This is a genomic window from Catenuloplanes indicus, from assembly GCF_030813715.1.
GTDB classification, from domain to species: Bacteria; Actinomycetota; Actinomycetes; order Mycobacteriales; family Micromonosporaceae; genus Catenuloplanes; species Catenuloplanes indicus.
Genome location: NZ_JAUSUZ010000001.1, coordinates 5382468 through 5400786 on the forward strand (window position 1 = coordinate 5382468; position 18319 = coordinate 5400786).

Sequence of the window (18319 nt, forward strand, 5' to 3'; positions counted from 1 at the left end):
AGGGCTCCTGCACCGGAGCAGGAGGGAAGCCTGTGGAAGAGCTTGGCGAGATCGTCGGCGAGTTCCTGATGGAGAGCCACGAGAACCTGGACCAACTGGACCGGGACCTCGTGTCGCTGGAGCAGGACCCCGGATCGCGTGACCTGATCTCACGCATCTTTCGGACGATCCACACAATCAAGGGCACCAGCGGATTCCTCGCGTTCTCTCGGCTGGAGACCCTGACCCACGCCGGTGAGTCGCTGCTGTCGCGACTGCGCGACGGTGTGCAGCCGGTGACCGCGGAGACCATCACCGCACTGCTCGCGATGCTGGACGGCGTCCGAGCGCTGCTGGCCACGATCGAGGAGACCGGCGCCGAGGGCGACGTCGACGTGGACGGCATCATCGCCACCGTCAACGCGCAGATGGCCGAGCCGGGCGCCGCCCCCGCCGCGGCCAAGCCGGCCGCCGAGAAGCCCGCCGCCGAGGAAGCCCCGGCCGAGGCCGAGGCCGAGAAGCCCAAGGCGCCGGCCGGTGTGCCGTCCGCGTTCGAGGACGAGGCCGCATCGGACGAGTCCGGCGAGCAGCGCCCCACCCCGGAGCCGATCGAGGAGCAGCGCAAGCCGATCGGTGAGCAGCTGGTCGAGTCCGGCGCCGCCACCACCGCGGACGTCGCCTCCGCGCTGCAGCAGCAGATCGAGGGCGACGAGCGCAAGCTCGGCACGATCCTGCTCGACGAGGGCAAGACCGCACCGGCCGCGGTCAGCGACGCCGTGCAGAACCAGGCGCCGAAGCGCAGCGTCGCGGACAGCGCGATCCGCGTCGACGTCGACCTGCTCGACGGCCTGATGAACCTGGTCGGTGAGCTGGTGCTGGCCCGCAACCAGCTGGTCCGCGGCGTGGCCGAGACCGGCGACCAGGCGATGGTACGCAGCGCCCAGCGGCTCAACCTGATCACCAGTGAGCTGCAAGAGGGCATCATGAAGACCCGTATGCAGCCGATCGACCACATCTGGTCGAAGCTGCCGCGAGTCGTCCGGGACCTCTCCAAGGCGCTGGACAAGCAGATCAACCTGGTCATGGAGGGCAAGGAGACCGAGCTCGACCGGACGCTGCTGGAGGCGGTCAAGGACCCGCTGACCCACCTGGTCCGCAACGCGGTCGACCACGGCATCGAGGACGTACCCACCCGTCTCGCCGCCGGCAAGGGCCCGGAGGGCACGCTCACGCTGCGCGCGTTCCACGAGGGCGGCCACGTCACGGTGGAGGTCGCGGACGACGGCGCCGGCCTGAACGTGGAGCGGATCGCGAAGAAGGCCGTGGAGAACGGCCTGGCCAAGCCGGAGCAGATCGCGAACATGGACCGGCGCGAGATCATGTCGATGGTCTTCCAGCCCGGGTTCTCCACCGCCGCGAAGGTCACCAACGTCTCCGGCCGCGGCGTCGGCATGGACGTGGTGAAGACCAACATCGAGCGCGTCGGCGGCGCGGTCGGCGTCGACTCCATCCCGGGCAAGGGCACCACCTGGCGCCTCACCATCCCGCTGACGCTGGCGATCATCCAGGCGCTCACCATCGACTGCGCCGACCAGCGGTACGTGGTGCCGCAGGCCTCGGTGCTGGAACTGGTCTTCATCGACGGCAACTCGACGAAGATCGAGTACGCGTCCGGCGCGCCGGTCTACCGGCTGCGCGGCAAGCTGCTCCCGCTGGTCCGCCTGGACCGCACGCTCGGCCTGCCGGTCGGCGGCGACCAGGGCGTCTACATCGTGGTGCTGCAGGCCGACGGCCGCAGCTTCGGCCTGGTCGTGGACCGCGTCCTCAACACCGAGGAGGTCGTGGTCAAGGCGCTCAACTCGCGGTTCAAGGACGTCGGCCTGTACGCCGGCGCCACCATCCTGGGCCACGGCAAGGTCGGCCTGATCCTGGACGTCGCGTCGCTGGCCCGCCGGTCGAACCTGGCGACCAGCTCGGAGCGCGACTCCAGCATCAGCGCGCGGGACAGCCGCGGCCCGAGTGACAACGCGGAGCGCCTGCTGGTCACCGCGGTCGGCGAGCGCCGGGTGGCGATCCCGCTGGACACGGTCACCCGCCTGGAGGAGTTCCCGATCGCGAAGATCGAGCACGCCGGCAGCCGGGAGGTCGTGCAGTACCGCGGCCAGATCCTGCCGCTGGTCCGGCTGTCGTACCTGCTCGGTGCGATGCCGGAGGAGACCGGCGAGACGGTCTCCGTGGTGGTCTACAGCGAGGGCGAGCGCAGCGTCGCGCTGGTCGTCGACAAGATCGTGGACATCGTGGAGGACGCGATGACCGCCCGCCGGAACGTCGACGACGACGGCCTGGTCGGCACCGCGGTCATCCAGCAGCGGGTCACCGAGCTGCTCGACGTCCGCCGCGCGATCGTCGCGGCCGACCCGAACTTCTACAGCGACCTGCACGAGGACGAGATGCTGGTGGAGGCCTGAGATGGCGACCCGACAATTCGCCACGTTCGAGGTGGCGGGGCAGCTCTTCGGCGTCGAGGTGCACACGGTGCAGGAGGTGCTCTCCTACAACGAGTACACGATGGTGCCGCTGGCCCCGTCCGCGGTCGGCGGGCTGTTCAATCTGCGCGGCCAGGTGATCGCGGCGGTGGACCTGCGGGTGCAGCTGGGTCTGCCCCGGCAGTCGCTGGACGGCCCGGTGATGAACGTGATCCTGCGCGGCGACGAGGAGCCGGTCAGCCTGCTGGTCGACAAGATCGGCGAGGTGGTCGACCTGGACGAGGCCACGTTCGAACCGCCGCCGGACACGCTGAACGGCCCGACCCGCGAGCTGGTCGTCGGCACGTTCAAGCTGGAAGGCCGCCTGATGCTGGCGCTCAACGTGGCTCAGGCAGTTGACACCTACCGCACCCCGGCCGTGAGCTAGGGCCAGTGATCATCTCCGGACCCTCGCACCCCCGTGCCGCCGACCCGTCGGCGGGCGATGGGTGCGAGGGTTCGCTGTTTAAGGCCGGGTGCTGATTTCTCGTGTACAGCCTTGTCAGTGCGCCCGTGCTCGGCTTCGACCTGACCCGGTTGGCCGGTGGTGCCGCCACCGCCGAGGTGCTGCTGCGGGCGTTGCGGCTGAGCCGGGAGGACCTGCCGGTGCTGGCCGGCACGCTGCCGAGCGAGGAGATCCGCGCGCCGCTCTGGCTCGAGGTGGAGAGCGCGGCACGCCAGGTGCCGACGCTGCGCGGGCTGTCCGACATGGCGGACTCCGCGGCCGCGCTCACCATGGTCGAGCGCGCGCCGATCGGCAGCGTCGACTCGCTGCTCACCTGCGTGCGCTACGACGTGATGTCCTGGACCTGGGTCGGCAAGGGCCGCGGCGCCCGCCAGGACGACGTCGCGGAGAAGGCGACCGCGCTGCTCTGTGACGCGGTGGTCGCGTCGTACCTGCGCGAGGTCCTGGACGACACGGTGCGCCGCCGGCTCGGCGCCGGCTGGGTGGCCGCGGTCCGCCGGCTGCCCGGTGGCCCGCCGGTCGACCTCGGCCCGCACCACTACGTGGTCTCCTCGCTGCTGGAACGGCTGCGCTCGCTGACCGGGTCGGACGTGGAACGGCTGATCCGCTCCGGCGAGGACGCGCGGGTGAACTCCGGCGGCTGGTCCCCGGCCGTGCACTCGGCGTCCTGGGCGGCGTACCTGTCCGACCGGATCCGCACGGCCGCGGCCGCCCAGCTGCTGCTGGTGCAGGCGATCGACACGTCCGCGGTGCCGATGTCCGCGCGGGCCGGCGGCGTCTGGAACATGCTCAGCGGCGCGGTCCAGGCGCTGGTGGTCCGGGACCTGCTGGACACCGGTACCGCGCACCGGCTGCTGAGCCCGGTCGTAGCCGCTTTGGGGCCAGCATGGCTGTCCTGACCGTTATATCCCCGTTGCGAGAAAGCCTCAATTCGGTCGCGGTGGGGTCGATTCAAGGTTGCGGGTGGGGTGCGCACAGCGCGCAGACCCACCGGATGTGGCGCAGGGAGGCGAGGAAGTGACGATCGCAGTGATGGTGGTCGACGACTCAGTGGTCGTCCGCCGGCTGATCGTGGACGCGCTCGACGGCATGCCCGACATCAAGGTCGTCGGCACCGCCTCCAACGGCCGTCTGGCCCAGGCGAAGATCGACCAGCTGAAGCCGGACGTCATCACCATGGACATCGAGATGCCCGAGATGAACGGCATCGAGGCGGTCCGGGAGCTGCGCAAACGGCACAAGACGCCGGTGATCATGTTCAGTACGCTCAGCGCTGCGGGCGCCACCGCGACGCTGGACGCGCTGGCCGCCGGTGCCACCGACTACGTCACCAAACCGGCGAACGTCGGCAGCGTGCAGGCCTCCATCCAGGCGGTACGCGACCAGCTGGTGCCGAAGATCCACGCGCTGGCCGGACGCCGCGGCGGACCGCCGATGGCCGGCCGGCCACCGGCCCGCCCGACGGCCCCGATGGCCCCGGTCCGTCCCGGCGGTCCGATGGGCCGCCCCGGACTGCCGCCGCTGGCCGGCGGCCCGGCCCCGCACGGCGGTCCCGGGGCGCCCACCGGCCGGATCGACCTGATCGCGGTCGGCTGCTCGACCGGCGGCCCGGACGCGCTCGCCCGGGTGGTGCAGTCCTTCCCCGGAGACCTGCCGGTGCCGGTGGTGGTCACCCAGCACATGCCGCCGGTCTTCACGAAGATGTTCGCCGAACGGCTGGACCGCACGAACGCGATCCAGGTCGTCGAGGCGACGGACGGCATGACGCTCAAGCCGGGCGCCATGTACATCGCTCCCGGCGATCGCCACCTCGTCCTGGTCAAACGAGGAACCGGCGTGGTCACCCAGCTGTCCACGGCGCCACCGGAGAACTCATGCCGGCCCGCCGTGGACGTGATGTTCCGAGCGGTCGGCCGCGCCTACGGCGGCTCGACCCTCGCCGTGATCCTGACCGGCATGGGTCAGGACGGCCGCAATGGCTGCCAGGAACTCCGGGCGGCCGGCGCCGAGATCGTCGCGCAGGACGAGGCGACCTCGGTGGTGTGGGGAATGCCCGGCGCGGTGGTCACCGCGAACCTCGCCCATACCGTGCTGCCGCTGGACCAGATCGGCCCGTACCTGACCTCTCGTGTGAACGCCGGCCGCACGGCTCGGCCGAAGGTGGTGACTCGATGACACTGTCTCAACAAGACTTCTCATTCGTCGCTGGGCTCGTGCGACGCGAGGCGTCGATCGTGCTGGCACCGGGCAAGGAATACCTGGTCGAGGCACGGCTGATCCCGGTCGCCCGGCAGGTCGGCGCGGCCAGCGTGACCGAGTTCCTGGCGAACATGCAGCGCCGTCCGGATCCCACGCACCAGCGGATGATCGTGGACGCGCTGACCACGAACGAGACGTCCTGGTTCCGGGACCGTGAGCCGTTCACCGCCCTCACCGAGCAGATCCTGCCGGATCTGATCAGCGCCCGGGCGACCAGTCGCAAGCTGCGCTTCTGGTCGGCCGCGTGCTCCAGCGGGCAGGAGCCGTACAGCTTGGCGATCACGCTGCAGCAGGCGCTGCCGGCCGGCTGGAACTACGAGATCGTCGGCAGCGACATCTCCACCGAGATGATCAAGCGGGCCGAGGCCGGCGAGTTCAGCCAGGTGGAGATCAACCGGGGCCTGCCGGCCGCGCAGCTCGTGCACTACTTCGAGCGGGCCGGAGCGCACTGGCGGATCGCGCCCTCGCTGCGGCGCAACGTCTCCTTCACCCGGCTGAACCTGACCGCGCCGCTGCCGCCGATGCCGCCGTTCGACGTCGTGTTCCTGCGCAACGTGCTCATCTACTTCGACGTGGACACCAAGCGCACCGTGTTGCGCAACATCGGCCGGATGCTGCGGCCGGACGGGTGGCTCTTCCTGGGAGCCGCCGAGACAACAATCGGCATCGATGACAACTATGAGCGGGTCGTAGCCGGGCGCACGTCGGCGTACCGACTCAAGTCCGCGGTGCCGGCCGGCACCGCACGGAAGGGGTGAGCCACGTGCAGGCGATTTTGATCGACGACTCCCGGGCGATGCGTCTGATCCTGCGCCGCATCGTCGGGCAGATCGGCTTCGACGCGGTGGAGGCAGAGGACGGGCAGGCCGCCATCGACCTGCTCAACAGCATGGAGAAGGCGCCGGAACTGGCGCTCATTGACTGGAACATGCCCAACATGAACGGCCTCGAGTTCGTCACCGCGGTCCGCAAGGAACCGAAGTACCGCGAGATGACGCTCGTCATGGTCACGACCGAGAGCGAACAGAGCCAGATCGTACGAGCGCTCGCCGCCGGCGCGCACGAATACGTGATCAAGCCGTTCACCGCGGGCGCCATGATCGAAAAGCTGGCCCTGCTGGGCCTCGTCCCTCAGGGAGCGAGTTCATGAGTGATGTAGCTGCACTTCGGGTCGAAGACCTGCAGGAGATCGTCGAACAGGTGTGGTCGTCGTACCTCGATCCCGAGGGCATCGAGCCGCTGCTGCCGGTGTACGACGACATCGACGGCATGAAGACCGACATGCACGCGTCCGTGTCGATCACCGGCACCTGGCACGGGCACGTGGTCGTCGCCTGCAACGAGCCGGCCGCGAAGAACTGCTCGGCCGCCTTCCTGGCGATGGAGGTCGACGAGGTCGGCGAGGCCGACATGATGGACGTGCTGGGCGAGCTGGCCAACATCGTCGGCGGCAACGTGAAGAGCATGCTCCCGCCCGGCTGCTTCGTCTCGCTGCCGACCGTGGTGACCGGCGAGGCCCCGCACTACCCGTCCGCCGAGCCGGTCTGTCAGCTGGCCGGCACCTGGATGGGCGACCCGTTCGTCATCACCATGTGGCAGAGCCGCGGAGACGGAGGCGAGGCGGCATGAAGATCCTGATCGCTGACGACAGCCGGGTGATGCGCCAGATCGTCACCCGTACGCTGCGGCAGGCCGGTTTCGACGGGCACGACCTGGTCGAGGCGCAGGACGGCAAGCAGGCGTTCGACATGGTGCAGTCGGAGAAGCCGGACCTGGTGATCTCCGACTGGAACATGCCGGAGATGACCGGCGTCGAGTGCCTGCGTCAGCTGCGCGCGAACGGCAACAACGTCCGGTTCGGCTTCGTCACCTCGGAGTGCACGCCCGAGATGATGCAGCAGGCCGAAGCAGCCGGTGCCGAGTTCTTCATCATCAAGCCGTTCACAGCTGAACGATTTGATGAGGTCTTTAGTCCAATTTTGGGATGATATGAGCCATGTCTGACACTCTCGCAGTTCCCGCCTCTCTCGCGGTGCGCAACATGCTCGGGGACACCCTGGGCCGTGAGGTCACCGTCAATATCGGAAATCCGCTGACGCAGAAGGATCTGCCCACCGCCACGGTGGCGATCTATGTCGACTCCAGCAACCGGGTGGCGGCCGTCCTCGGGATGGACCTGAAGCTCGCCGCGTTCGCCGGTGCCGCGCTGGGTCTGCTGCCGGTCGGCGGAGCGGAGGACGCCATCGACGACAAGGAGCTCTACCCGAACCTGGCCGAGAACGTCGGCGAGCTCTGCAACATCCTGACCGGCCTGCTCAACAAGGAGGGCGCGCCGCACGTCAAGCTCGACCGCGTCGTCCTGCCGGGCGAGTCGCTGCCGAACGACGCGCAGGCCCACCTGCTCGCGCTCGGCCGCCGCATCGACCTGACGGTCGACATCCAGCGGTACGGCAGCGGCACGTTCTCGCTCTCGCTGGCCTGACCCCGTTCTCCCGCGCCGCCGGTCCCGCACGGGGCCGGCGGCGCGACGCGTTCCGGGACAGGAGACACCCGATCACGACGTGAGCCGCACCCCGTCCGGAATTCCTGGGATCCCGTCGCAACCGGCCGATAACCGGTTTACAGCGGGCCGTCTACCCCCGGTCCGGAAGGAGATCGACATGGGTTCCATCAGCAGCATCAGCGGTGGGGCGAACACCGCGTACGCGAACAGCGGCCGCGTCGAGCGCCGCGACCCGATGGCCACCGTCGCCAAGACGCTCGGCCTGGACAACAACACCCTCCGGGAGAAGATGAAGGAGGGGAACTCGCTCGCCGACATCGCGGAGACGCAGGGCGTCGCGAACGACGACCTGATCGCCGCGATCAAGCAGGGTCTGCCGGTGGACAAGGCCAACTCACCGCAGGCCACCGAGCTGGCGGAGTCGCTGGCCAATGCGACGAACGCGGGCGCGCTGGCCGCGGCCGGCGGTGCGGGCGGCCCGGGCGGCGCCGGTGCCGGCGGTCCGGGCGGCGGTCCCGGTGGCGGCCCGGGCGGCGGTCCCGGCGGCCAGCTCGGTGGTCCCGGGCTCAGCAGCCCGCCCCGCGCGACCACGGAATCGGAGTCGCTCAGCCGGATCAGCAATCTGCTGGAGATGTCCACCGACGAGGTCAGCGAGCAGGTGCACAGCGCCACCGACCTGCTCAACCTGGCCAGCTCCAAGGGCGTCACCACCGAGCAGCTGACCTCGGTCCTGCAGCGCAGCGGCAGCCTGGTCGACGTACGCGTCTGACCGGCCGCACACACGGCGAGGCCCGGGACGTACCGTCCCGGGCCTCTCGGGTTTTGATCTACTGCTCCTGGGCCGGTGGTTCCGGGGTCTCGGCCGGGCGCAGCCACTGCCAGGCCAGGAAGAGCAGGCCCAGCGCGAGCATGCCGAGGCCCATCCACAGGTTGATCCGGACGCCCTCGGCCTTGGCGATCTCGTCCTGGCCGTCGAAGAGGCCGACGGTGGTGACGATGATGCCGTAGAGCGTGAAGAGTCCGCCGATCACACGCCGGACGTCGAAGGTACGGGCGGCCGAGGCGCGCTTCTGTTCGAGTTCGTTGTCGGTCATCGTGGGTTCCCCCGTCACCAGATCGGGATGTAGAGCAGCACGGACAGGGCGAGGGCGATCACGCCCAGCAGCACCGGCGAGCGGTACCAGGCGGCGTCACCGGCCAGCGCGTCGCCGGCGCCGCCGGTGCCCTGCAGGCCGTAGACCAGGCCGCGCAGGTCGTCGTCGGACTTCGGGCGGGTCAGCGGCGTGATGATCAGCGCGACGACGACCACGGTGAAGAACGCGATGCCGGCGCCCCAGAAGCTCTCCTCGAGGTCGGAGCCGAACGGCAGCGTCCCGGCCTTGTAGAGCAGGTAGACCGTGAACGACGCGAGCGTGCCGAGCAGCAGCGACCAGAAACCGGCCTGCGCGGTCATGCGCTTCCAGAACATGCCGACGATAAATGTCGCGAACAATGGTGCATTGAATAAGCTGAATAGGGTTTGAATGTAGTTCATAATGTTGCTGAAATCGGCAGCGATAAATGCCGTGCCAATGCCGATCAGTACGCCGCAGACCGTGGCGATCCGGCCCACCCGAAGGTAGTGCTCGTCCGGCCGGTCCTTGCGGACATAGGCCTGCCAGATGTCGTACGTGAAGACCGTATTGAAACCGCTGACGTTCGCGGCCATGCCGGCCATGAACGACGCGATCAGACCGGTGACCGCGATGCCGAGCACGCCGTTCGGCAGCAGGTCACGCATCAGCAGCGGGATCGCGTTGTTGTACTGCAGCGCGCCGGATTCCGCGCCCAGCCCGGACACGGTCACCAGCGCGATCAGGCCGGGCACCACGACCACGGCCGGGATCAACAGCTTCGGGAACGCCGCGATGATCGGGGTACGCCGGGCCGCGCTCATGTTCCGGGCGCTCAGCGCGCGCTGCACCTCGGCGAAGTTCGTGGTCCAGTAACCGAACGAGAGCACGAAGCCGAGGCCGAAGACGATGCCGATCCAGCTCGCGCCCAGCGGGTTGTCCGAGCCGCCGGTGTTCGCCCAGGTGTGCAACCCGGCCTCGCCGAGCGTGCTGTTCCGGACCGCGTCCGCCAGGCCGTTCACGCCGCCCACCTTGACCAGGCCGATCACGGTCAGCGGGATCAGGCCGGCCAGGATCACGAAGAACTGCAGCACCTCGTTGTAGATCGCCGAGGTCAGGCCGCCGACCGTGATGTACGCCAGCACGATCAGCGCGCCGACCACGATGGAAACCCACAGCGGCCAGCCGAGCAGCGCCTCCAGAACCAGCGCCAGCGCGAACAGGTTCACGCCCGCGATCAGCACCTGGGCGACCGCGAAACTCAGCGCGTTCAGCAGGTGCGTCGGCCGGTTGAAGCGGCGGAGCAGGAACTCCGGCACGCTGCGAACCTTGGAGCCGTAGTAGAACGGCATCATCACGATGCCCAGGAAGACCATCGCCGGTACGGCGCCGATCAGGTAATAGTGCAGCGTCATCATGCCGTACTGCGCGCCGTTCGCGGCCATGCCGATGATCTCGAGCGCGCCCAGGTTGGCCGAGACGAACGCCAGGCCGGTCACCCACGCCGGCAGCGACCGGCCGGACAGGAAGAAGTCGACGCTGGTCTTGATCGCGCGCCGGGCCGCGAAGCCCACGCCCAGCACGGTGCCGAAGTAGAGCACCAGAATCAGATAGTCGATGATGCCAAGATCGAGTCTTAGCTCCTCCACGGAACACCTCCCCAGGTGCCGGCGTGGGGTGCCGGTCGCCGGGGCGTGGACTACCCCCCGGTAACGGCGCTTACACGCGCGAGATCGTGTTGCGCACCACGTGTCAGTTGATCACGAGCTAGGTAGGCTGCGGAGGTCGAAAAAGGGGGCGAAATGGGGCGTGGCCGTCGCCTGCTGATCCTGCTGATCTGCTGCATGAGCCTGCTGATCGTGGGCCTGGACAACACGATCGTCCAGGTCGCGCTGCCGTCCATTCGCGCCGACCTGGGCGCCTCCGTCTCCGGCCTGCAGTGGACCGTCGACGCGTACACGCTGGTCCTGGCGAGCCTCCTGATGCTGGCCGGCTCGACCGCGGACCGCGTCGGACGGCGGCGCGTGTTCCAGACCGGCCTGCTCGTCTTCGCGCTCGGCAGCCTGGCCTGCAGTCTCGCGCCCACCCTGGAGTGGCTGATCGCAGCGCGCGTGCTGCAGGCGATCGGCGGCTCGATGCTCAACCCGGTCGCCATGTCGATCATCACGAACACGTTCACCGACCCGCGCGAACGCGCCCAGGCGATCGGCGTCTGGGGCGCGGTCAGCGGCCTCGGCATGGCGCTCGGCCCGGTCCTCGGCGGCATCCTGATCAACAGCGTCGGCTGGGAGGCGATCTTCTGGATCAACATCCCGGTCGGCATCGCCGCGATCGCGCTGACCGCGCTCTACGTGCCGGAGTCGCGCGCCGAACATCCGCGCCGCCCGGACCCGGCCGGTCAGCTGCTGGTGCTGGCGTTCCTGGCCACGCTCACGTTCGGCATCATCGAGGGCCCGAACCTCGGCTGGACCTCGCCGGTCATCACCGGCGCGTTCGCCGTCGCCGCGCTGTCGCTGGCCGGACTGCTCCACTACGAACCGCGGCGTGACGAGCCCTTGCTCGACCTGCGCTTCTTCCGCAGCGCGCCGTTCTCCGGCGCGGTCGTCATCGCGATCAGCGGCTTCGCCGCGCTGGCCGGCATGCTCTTCCTCGGCACGCTCTACCTCCAGGAGGTGCGCGGCCTGTCCGCGCTGCACGCCGGCCTGTGGATGCTGCCGATCGCGGCCGCCACCGTCATCTTCTCGCCGATCGCCGGCCGGCTGGTCGGTGCGCGCGGCACCCGGCTCCCCCTGATCGTCGCGGGCGTCTCGATGACCGCGGCCGGTGCGATGCTCGCCGTGTTCACCGCCGCGACGCCGCTGCCGTGGATCCTGCTGCCGTACGCGCTGTTCGGCCTCGGGTTCGGCATGCTCAACACCCCGATCACCAACACCGCGGTCTCCGGCATGCCCCGCGCCCAGGCCGGACTGGCCGCCTCGGTCGCGTCCACCAGCCGTCAGGTCGGCCAGTCCCTCGGCGTGGCTGTGATCGGCGCCGTGGTCGCCACCGGCCTCGGCGACGCGACCGGCGCGTCGCTCGCCGCGGACTTCCCGGCCGCCAGCCGCCCCGGCTTCCTCGTCGTCGCCGCCGGCGGCCTCGTCGTGCTCCTCGTCGGCCTCGCCACCACCACACCGCGCGCCAGGGCCTCCGCCGCCCGCGTTGCCGCCGCTCTCGACCCGGTCCACACCTGACAACTCTCGCGCGGCATTCCCACGTAGCCCCCGCACCCGCGCGCTTTGCTCTGCTTACATGACCAGAAGCCACAAATCGCACCGGTACGATGATCGCCCCGGCGTACCGCACAGTCTGGTTTGGTGGGTTTTGGCGATGTAAGCAGAGCAAAGGTGGGCGGGGCGCGGGGCGGGGTGGGAATTGCGGGGGAGGCTAGGCGGCGGTCGGGAAGCGGTGGATGTTCTGCTCGACCCAGGTGCGCAGCAGCGCGAGCGGGGCGCAGGCGTCGCGGCCGAGGTCGGTCAGCGAGTACTCGACGTGCAGCGGTACGGCGGGGAAGACCGTGCGGTCGACCAGGCCGTGCGCCTCCAAGCCGCGCAGCGTGTGAGTGAGCACCTTCGGGCTGACGCCCTGCAGCCGGTCGCGGAGCGCGCCGAACCGCTGCGGGCCGTTCTCCAGCGCGCCGAGCGCGAGCGCGCTCCACTTGTTGGCCAGCAGGTCCAGCATGTCGCGGCAGGGGCAGGCGGCGGAGTAGACGTCGCGCGGGCCGCAGGTCTCGGCGTGGGGCTTGGCGGGCATCCGGCCAGGATAGTTCCCGAAGGGTAGTAGTTTCCTAGCGGTAACTACTGGTCATTGACGGTAACCACTACCCCGGGGATACCGTCCGGTCCATGAGCGAAACGATGCGCGCGGTCGCGTACCGCAAGAGTCTCCCGGCCGGCGAACCGGAGAGCCTGGTCGACGTGCAGCTGCCGGTGCCGGTGGCGCGCGGGCACGACCTGCTGGTGCGGGTGCACGCGGTCTCGGTCAACCCGGTGGACACGAAGGTGCGGCGCGGCGGGGACCCGAAGGACGGCCTGCGTGTGCTGGGCTTCGACGCGTCCGGCGTGGTCGAGGCGGTCGGACCGGACGTCACCCGGTTCGCGGTCGGCGACGAGGTCTATTACGCGGGCTCGATCGGCCGGTCCGGCAGCGACGCGGAACTGCACCTGGTCGACGAGCGGGTGACCGGGCCGAAACCGGCGACGCTGAGCCACGCGGAGGCGGCCGCGCTGCCGCTGACCACGATCACGGCGTGGGAGAGCCTGTTCGAGAAGCTGCGGGTGACCTCGGCCAGCACCGGCACGCTGCTGGTCGTCGGCGCGGCCGGTGGCGTCGGCTCGATGGTGATCCAGCTGGCCCGGCGGCTGACCGCGCTGACCGTGATCGCGACCGCGTCCCGGCCGGAGTCGCGCGAGTGGGCGCTGCGGATGGGCGCGCACCACGTGGTCGACCACCGCGGCGGGCTCGCGGACGCGGTGCTGGCGCTGGTGCCGGGCGGCGTGGACCACGTGTTCACGGCGTTCGCGGAGGCCTCGCCGATCAGCGAGTACGAGCGGCTGACCGCGCCGTTCGGGCAGATCGTGGCGATCGACGACCCGGAGACGCTGGATGTCGTGCCGCTGAAGGGGAAGAGCATCAGCTGGCACTGGGAACTGATGTTCACCAAGCCGCTGCACCTGCCGGCCGACGACGGACAGCACCGGCTGCTGACCGAGGTGGCCCGCCTGGTCGACGCGGGGGAGCTGCGGAGCACGCTCACCGAGGAGCTGGGCCCGATCGGCGCGGCGGCGCTGCGGAAGGCGCACACGCTGGTGGAGTCCGGCTCGGTGATCGGCAAGGTGGTCGTGTCCGGCGGGTTCTGAACCGGACGGAGGGCCGGCCGCCGAGACGGCCGGCCCTCCGAGGCCCTTACAACGTCGCGGCTGCCGCGGCGATCGCAGAGGCGAACGTGCTCACCTCGCTGTAGACACCCGGGTAGCCGGGACGGGCGCAGCCGGTGCCCCAGCTGACGATGCCGACCTGCACCAGGGCGCCGGTGGAGGTGGCCTTGAACATCGGGCCGCCGGAGTCACCCTGGCAGGTGTCCGTGCCGCCCTGCGCGTACCCGGCGCAGATCATGTCGCTGGCGACGAACCGGCCGGTGTAGGAGGACGCGCACGAGGTGTCGCTGACGAACGGCACCGACGCCTTGAGCAGGTACCGCTGCTGCGCGCCGCCCTCGGTCGCGGAACCCCAGCCGGCGACCGTGAACGTGCCCGAGTTGTTGGCGGTGTTCGTGGCGATCGGCAGCGTGGACAGACCGGTGACCGGCGAGGCCAGCTTGATCAGCGCCCAGTCCTTGCCGGTGGTGACGCTGCGGTAGCCGGGCGCCCGGTAGACGTAGCTGGACCGGACCGTGATTCGGCTGGAGGACTGCAGGTCGACCACGCCCAGCGTCGCGGTGATGCTGGTGTTCGCGCCGGTCGCGCCGACGCAGTGCGCCGCGGTCAGCACGATCTGCGACGTGTAGAGCGCGCCGCCGCAGCCCATCGAGAGCCGCACCATGAACGGGAACTCGCCCTGCGCGGCCCGCGTGCCGCCGACGACGTCCGGCCCGGCCTGCGCCACGCCGGGCATCGCGGTGCTGCCCAGCGCGACGGCCGTGATCAGCGCCAGCACCGTTCCGAGTGTCTTACGCCAACGAGTCATGTGTCCTCCCCGGACGCGTTCCGGTAAGCCTCGTGGGCGAACCGGTTCATTGGATTCAGGGGAGCCTATGGCCTCGGGGCCGGCGGAAGCACATATCGAATGAGACATACCTATGGTGTGGATCTGGAATTCCACTGGTCGAAGCCGACCGCGACCAGGATCAGCACGCCGATTGCGATCTGTAGATAGAACGCATTTATTGCCAGCAGGTTTCCGCCGTTGTTCAGCACGCCCATGATGAGTGCGCCGGTCGCCGCGCCGAGCGCGCTGCCCTTCGCACCGAACAGGCTGGCGCCGCCGATCACGCAGGCGGCGATCGCGTTGAGCTCGAACCCGGTGCCGGCGGTCGGGATGCCCGCGCCCAGCCGCGAGGTGAGCAGCACGCCGCCGAGCCCGGCCAGCAGCCCGGCGATCGCGTAGACCGAGATCGTCACGGCCCGGACCGGGACACCGGCCAGCCGCGCGGACTCCGGGTTGGAGCCGACCGCGTAGACGTACCGGCCGAATACCGTGCGGGTCAGCACGAACCACGCGGCCGCGACCACCAGCGCGGCGACGATCAGCAGGTTCGGTACGCCGGCGACGGTGCCGTTCGCGATCCGCTGAAAGCCCTCCGGCAGGCCCTGCACGGTCTGCGCGTCCGTGATCACCAGCACCACGCCGCGGGCGATGCCGAGCATGCCGAGCGTGGCGATGAACGGCGGGAGCTTCGCGCGCGTCACGAGCAGCCCGTTCACCAGCCCGAGCACGGTGCCGATCAGCACGCCGCAGAGGATCGCCAGCAGCGCCGGTACGCCCGCCACCAGCAGCTGCGCGGTGACGGCACCGGCCAGGCCGAGCACCGAGCCGACCGACAGGTCGATGCCCGCGGTGAGGATGACCAGCAGCTGACCGACCGCGATGATCGCGAAGATGGCCACCTGCCGGGCCAGGTTGGAAAGGTTTCCGGCGGTCAGGAAGTCGTCGCTGGCGAGCGTGAGCGCGCCGATCGCGACCAGCAGCACCACCAGCCCGCCGCTCTCCCGCCCGGCGAGGCTGCCGAGGGTGACGATCCGCCGGTCCACCGCCGGGACCGGTTCGCGCCAGACGAGCCTAGGCATCGCGATTCTCCTTCCCCGGGGTACGGGTGCCGGACGCCAGGTGCAGCACGTCCTCTTCGGACGCGTCGCCGGGCAGTTCGCCCGCGACCCGGCCGTCGCGCAGCACCACCACCCGGTCGGCGATCCCGAGCAGCTCCGGCAGGTACGACGAGACCACCACGATCGCGAGACCGCGCGCGGCCAGGTCGCCGATCACCGCGTACAGCTCGCCCTTCGCGCCCACGTCGATGCCTTTGGTCGGCTCGTCGAAGAGCAGTACCCGGGGCTCGGTGAGCAGCCACCGGGCGAGCAGCACCTTCTGCTGGTTGCCGCCGGACAGCGTGGCGACCGGCTGGTCGTACGACCCGGCGCGCAGCCGCAGCCCGTCCAGCAGCCGGTCCGCCGCCGCGGCGACCGCACGCCCGGGAAGCAGCCCGCGCCGGCCGGTGCGGTGCAGGCTGGCGATCGTCACGTTCTCCCGGATCGACAGCTGGGGTAGCAGGCCGAGCACCCTCCGGTCCTCGGAGAGCAGGCCGACACCGGCGCGCATCATCGCGCGCGGGCCGGCCGGCCGGACCGGCTCACCGTCGATCTCGATCGTGCCGCCGGCCACCGGCTCCGCACCGAAGATCGCCAGCAGCGTCTCGCTGCGCCCGGCGCCGAGCAGGCCGCCGATGCCGAGGACCTCGCCCTGGCGTACCGACAGGTCGACGGCCGGTCCGTCCGCGGACCGGCGCAGGCCGCGGGCCGTGAGCCGCTCCGGCCCCGGCGTGGCCGTGCGCTCCGGGTAGAGCGCGGTGATCTCCCGCCCGACCATCGCGGTGATCAGCCGGTCCTCGTCGTATCCGGAGATCGGCCCGGACTCGGAGAGCGCGCCGTCGCGCAGCACCGTGACGTGGTCACCGATCTCGAACATCTCCTCCAGCCGGTGCGAGACGTAGAGGATCGCCACGCCGCGGGCGCGGAGCCGGCGGATGTGGTCGAGCAGCCGGCCCGATTCCTCCTCGGTCAGCGCGGTGGTCGGCTCGTCGAACACGATCACCTTGACCCGCTCGGCCGTGAGCACCTTGGCGATCTCGACGAGCTGGCGGGTGGCGGCCGGCAGCGTCTCCACCAGGTCGCCGGGCTCGACCGCGTGCAGGCCCACCTCGTCCAGCGCGGCGCGCGCGGACCGGTGCAGCGCGCCGCGCCGGACCAGGCCACCGCGGGACGGCAGCCGTCCCATGTAGAGGTTCTCCGCCACCGACAGCTGCGGCAGCAGGCTCAGCTCCTGGTAGACGGCCTGCACCCCGGCCTGGCGGAGCGCGGCCGGCGTGGCGGCCGGCACCGGCCGCCCGTCGATCTCGAAGTCGCCGGAGTCGCGCGGCAACGCCCCGGTCAGCACCCTGATCAAGGTGGACTTGCCGGCGCCGTTCTCCCCGGCCAGGCAGTGCACCCGGCCGGCCGGCAGTCGCAGCGTGACGCCGTTGAGCGCGCGCACCGGGCCGAACGACTTGGTGATGTCCCGCAGCTCCAGGGCCGGTGGGGCGCTCATCCGCCGGTCTCCTCGGCCGGCGGTTCGAGCAGCGCCCGTACGGCCGGCTCGGTGCGGTTCCGCTGATCCGCCACGACCGCGCCCGGGTCGATGTCGGCCGGTGGGATCCGGCCGGCCGCGGCCATCGCGGCCGCGAGCACGCCCTGATAGCCGAAGAAGTACGGGTTCTGCACCACCAGCGCGTCGATCGAGCCGTCCGCGAGCGCCGCGTTCTCCTGCGGGTCGGAGTCGAACGCGACCACCGGCACCCGGTCCGCCGCCGCGTTGTCCTTCACCGCGCGCGCCGCGCCGACGCCGGACGTGTTGTTGTCCGCGAACACGCCGAGCAGCTCCCGGTTCGCCGTGAGCGCGTCGTTGACCTGCGCGGCCGCGGTGTTGATGTCGTTGTTGTTGTAGCGCTGCTGCGTCGCGTCGACCCGCGGGCACTTCTCCGCGAGCCCTTGGCGGAAGCCCGCGTCCCGGTCGGTGAGCGACTGGATGCCGGCCACCGACGACTCGATCAGGATCGCGCCGGTCGTCCGGTTCGCGGCCGTGAGCAGTTCGCACATCCGGCGCCCGGCCTGCGCGCCGGCCTTGACGTTGTCGGTGCCGATGAAGCCCTCGGTCGCCGTGGTCACCCGCGAGTCGACGGTGATCACCTTGACGCCGGCCTGGCGGGCCCGGTCGATCGCCGAGTTGAGCGCGCTGGACGAGTTCGCGGCCAGCACCAGGCCGTCGACGCCGCGGGAGACCGAGTTCTCCACCAGCTGGACCTGCTCGTCGATGTTGGTCTCCGAGGTGGGGCCGAACGTGCTCACCTCGATGCCGAAGTCGGCGGCGGCGTTGTTCGCCCCGGCCACCATGACCTGCCAGAACGACGAGTCGCTGGCCTTGATGATCACGTCGATGCGGGTGCCCGCGGCGTTGCCGACGCCACCTCCGCCCCGGGCCGGGCCGCCCGATCCGGTGGCGCGCCCGGTGACCACCCCGGCGACGAGCGCCACCAGCGCGATCACGGCGACGAAGGACAGTGAGAAGACGGTGCGGGATCTGGCCATGGCGGCCTCCTGGCCTCAGGCTTCGTACCGTGCGGCAGGAGTTCAGCATGCATCAATGTGTCGTTGCCGTAAACAGCGGCGAGCCGCCCCCGTGTGGGGAGCGG

At 70.4% G+C, this 18319-nt stretch carries 19 protein-coding genes; 12 read left to right on the top strand and 7 right to left on the bottom strand.

Annotated features, from left to right (window positions below; genetic code table 11):
* Window positions 1-32 precede the first annotated feature (32 nt).
* The 10 genes from J2S42_RS24300 to J2S42_RS24345 all read left to right on the top strand — a co-directional run bounded on the left by J2S42_RS24300 (window position 33) and on the right by J2S42_RS24345 (window position 8501).
* A complete protein-coding gene (locus J2S42_RS24300; protein ID WP_307242649.1) occupies window positions 33-2447 on the top strand; it encodes a chemotaxis protein CheW in 2415 nt (804 codons plus the stop codon).
* A gap of 1 nt (window position 2448) precedes the next feature.
* The gene (locus tag J2S42_RS24305) at window positions 2449-2892 is read left to right on the top strand and encodes a chemotaxis protein CheW (protein ID WP_033346646.1); all 444 of its coding nucleotides are present in this window, start codon (window positions 2449-2451) and stop codon (window positions 2890-2892) included.
* 101 nt (window positions 2893-2993) lie between these two features.
* Window positions 2994-3869: a hypothetical protein gene (locus tag J2S42_RS24310; RefSeq protein WP_307242650.1), complete on the top strand. Its 876-nt coding sequence runs from the start codon at window positions 2994-2996 to the stop codon at window positions 3867-3869.
* 118 nt (window positions 3870-3987) lie between these two features.
* Window positions 3988-5145 (top strand): protein-glutamate methylesterase/protein-glutamine glutaminase, encoded by a 1158-nt coding sequence (locus J2S42_RS24315; RefSeq protein ID WP_307242651.1) that lies wholly within the window; start codon window positions 3988-3990, stop codon window positions 5143-5145.
* On the top strand, window positions 5142-5987 hold the full coding sequence (locus J2S42_RS24320) for a CheR family methyltransferase (protein WP_307242652.1): 846 nt from the start codon (window positions 5142-5144) through the stop codon (window positions 5985-5987). Before J2S42_RS24315 ends, J2S42_RS24320 begins: the two co-directional genes overlap by 4 nt.
* A gap of 5 nt (window positions 5988-5992) precedes the next feature.
* Window positions 5993-6379 carry a response regulator gene (locus J2S42_RS24325; RefSeq protein ID WP_307242653.1) on the top strand — a complete coding sequence of 129 codons (387 nt, stop codon included), beginning with the start codon at window positions 5993-5995 and terminating at the stop codon, window positions 6377-6379.
* Entirely contained in the window at window positions 6376-6858 is a 483-nt protein-coding gene (locus J2S42_RS24330) for a chemotaxis protein CheX (protein ID WP_307242654.1), read from the top strand. Before J2S42_RS24325 ends, J2S42_RS24330 begins: the two co-directional genes overlap by 4 nt.
* A complete protein-coding gene (locus tag J2S42_RS24335) occupies window positions 6855-7217 on the top strand; it encodes a response regulator (RefSeq protein WP_307242655.1) in 363 nt (120 codons plus the stop codon). Before J2S42_RS24330 ends, J2S42_RS24335 begins: the two co-directional genes overlap by 4 nt.
* 8 nt (window positions 7218-7225) lie before the next feature.
* Window positions 7226-7711 (top strand): hypothetical protein, encoded by a 486-nt coding sequence (locus J2S42_RS24340; RefSeq protein WP_307242656.1) that lies wholly within the window; start codon window positions 7226-7228, stop codon window positions 7709-7711.
* Between the two features lie 178 nt (window positions 7712-7889).
* Window positions 7890-8501 carry a hypothetical protein gene (locus J2S42_RS24345; protein WP_307242657.1) on the top strand — a complete coding sequence of 204 codons (612 nt, stop codon included), beginning with the start codon at window positions 7890-7892 and terminating at the stop codon, window positions 8499-8501.
* Window positions 8502-8559: 58 nt separating this feature from the next.
* Here J2S42_RS24345 and J2S42_RS24350 read toward each other — a convergent pair whose 3' ends face one another.
* On the bottom strand, window positions 8560-8826 hold the full coding sequence (locus J2S42_RS24350; protein ID WP_307242658.1) for a hypothetical protein: 267 nt from the start codon (window positions 8824-8826) through the stop codon (window positions 8560-8562).
* 14 nt (window positions 8827-8840) lie between these two features.
* Complete coding sequence (locus tag J2S42_RS24355; protein ID WP_307242659.1) at window positions 8841-10493, bottom strand: sodium:solute symporter family protein; 1653 nt, start codon at window positions 10491-10493, stop codon at window positions 8841-8843.
* 153 nt (window positions 10494-10646) lie between these two features.
* Here J2S42_RS24355 and J2S42_RS24360 point away from each other — a divergent pair, with 153 nt between their 5' ends.
* Window positions 10647-12074: a DHA2 family efflux MFS transporter permease subunit gene (locus J2S42_RS24360; RefSeq protein ID WP_307242660.1), complete on the top strand. Its 1428-nt coding sequence runs from the start codon at window positions 10647-10649 to the stop codon at window positions 12072-12074.
* Window positions 12075-12267: 193 nt separating this feature from the next.
* Here the strand turns inward: J2S42_RS24360 and J2S42_RS24365 are convergent, their stop codons facing one another.
* Window positions 12268-12633 carry a winged helix-turn-helix transcriptional regulator gene (locus tag J2S42_RS24365; protein ID WP_307242661.1) on the bottom strand — a complete coding sequence of 122 codons (366 nt, stop codon included), beginning with the start codon at window positions 12631-12633 and terminating at the stop codon, window positions 12268-12270.
* A 92-nt stretch (window positions 12634-12725) separates the two neighbouring features.
* Between J2S42_RS24365 and J2S42_RS24370 the strand changes: the two genes are divergently transcribed.
* Window positions 12726-13739 (top strand): zinc-binding alcohol dehydrogenase family protein, encoded by a 1014-nt coding sequence (locus J2S42_RS24370; protein ID WP_307242662.1) that lies wholly within the window; start codon window positions 12726-12728, stop codon window positions 13737-13739.
* A 46-nt stretch (window positions 13740-13785) separates the two neighbouring features.
* On the opposite strand, the gene J2S42_RS24375 is transcribed toward J2S42_RS24370, so the two are convergent.
* From J2S42_RS24375 to J2S42_RS24390, 4 genes are all read right to left on the bottom strand, one after another.
* Window positions 13786-14565 carry a S1 family peptidase gene (locus tag J2S42_RS24375; RefSeq protein ID WP_307242663.1) on the bottom strand — a complete coding sequence of 260 codons (780 nt, stop codon included), beginning with the start codon at window positions 14563-14565 and terminating at the stop codon, window positions 13786-13788.
* Window positions 14566-14675: 110 nt separating this feature from the next.
* On the bottom strand, window positions 14676-15665 hold the full coding sequence (locus J2S42_RS24380) for an ABC transporter permease (protein WP_307242664.1): 990 nt from the start codon (window positions 15663-15665) through the stop codon (window positions 14676-14678).
* Window positions 15658-17178, bottom strand: coding sequence for a sugar ABC transporter ATP-binding protein (locus tag J2S42_RS24385; protein ID WP_307242665.1), 1521 nt, complete (start codon window positions 17176-17178; stop codon window positions 15658-15660). The genes J2S42_RS24380 and J2S42_RS24385 overlap by 8 nt, the downstream gene beginning before the upstream one ends.
* Window positions 17175-18215 (bottom strand): ABC transporter substrate-binding protein, encoded by a 1041-nt coding sequence (locus J2S42_RS24390; RefSeq protein ID WP_307242666.1) that lies wholly within the window; start codon window positions 18213-18215, stop codon window positions 17175-17177. The genes J2S42_RS24385 and J2S42_RS24390 overlap by 4 nt, the downstream gene beginning before the upstream one ends.
* Between the last annotated feature and the right edge of the window lie 104 nt (window positions 18216-18319).

What these genes read in the sequence shown, in the direction of transcription:
- J2S42_RS24305 (WP_033346646.1), top strand. Translation starts at nt 2,449, where the DNA reads ATGGCGACCCGACAATTCGCCACGTTCGAGGTGGCGGGGCAGCTCTTC.
- J2S42_RS24350 (WP_307242658.1), bottom strand. Translation starts at nt 8,826, where the DNA reads ATGACCGACAACGAACTCGAACAGAAGCGCGCCTCGGCCGCCCGTACC.
- J2S42_RS24340 (WP_307242656.1), top strand. Translation starts at nt 7,226, where the DNA reads ATGTCTGACACTCTCGCAGTTCCCGCCTCTCTCGCGGTGCGCAACATG.
- J2S42_RS24370 (WP_307242662.1), top strand. Translation starts at nt 12,726, where the DNA reads ATGAGCGAAACGATGCGCGCGGTCGCGTACCGCAAGAGTCTCCCGGCC.
- J2S42_RS24380 (WP_307242664.1), bottom strand. Translation starts at nt 15,665, where the DNA reads ATGCCTAGGCTCGTCTGGCGCGAACCGGTCCCGGCGGTGGACCGGCGG.
- J2S42_RS24360 (WP_307242660.1), top strand. Translation starts at nt 10,647, where the DNA reads ATGGGGCGTGGCCGTCGCCTGCTGATCCTGCTGATCTGCTGCATGAGC.
- J2S42_RS24320 (WP_307242652.1), top strand. Translation starts at nt 5,142, where the DNA reads ATGACACTGTCTCAACAAGACTTCTCATTCGTCGCTGGGCTCGTGCGA.
- J2S42_RS24385 (WP_307242665.1), bottom strand. Translation starts at nt 17,178, where the DNA reads ATGAGCGCCCCACCGGCCCTGGAGCTGCGGGACATCACCAAGTCGTTC.
- J2S42_RS24335 (WP_307242655.1), top strand. Translation starts at nt 6,855, where the DNA reads ATGAAGATCCTGATCGCTGACGACAGCCGGGTGATGCGCCAGATCGTC.
- J2S42_RS24375 (WP_307242663.1), bottom strand. Translation starts at nt 14,565, where the DNA reads ATGACTCGTTGGCGTAAGACACTCGGAACGGTGCTGGCGCTGATCACG.
- J2S42_RS24390 (WP_307242666.1), bottom strand. Translation starts at nt 18,215, where the DNA reads ATGGCCAGATCCCGCACCGTCTTCTCACTGTCCTTCGTCGCCGTGATC.
- J2S42_RS24345 (WP_307242657.1), top strand. Translation starts at nt 7,890, where the DNA reads ATGGGTTCCATCAGCAGCATCAGCGGTGGGGCGAACACCGCGTACGCG.
- J2S42_RS24365 (WP_307242661.1), bottom strand. Translation starts at nt 12,633, where the DNA reads ATGCCCGCCAAGCCCCACGCCGAGACCTGCGGCCCGCGCGACGTCTAC.
- J2S42_RS24330 (WP_307242654.1), top strand. Translation starts at nt 6,376, where the DNA reads ATGAGTGATGTAGCTGCACTTCGGGTCGAAGACCTGCAGGAGATCGTC.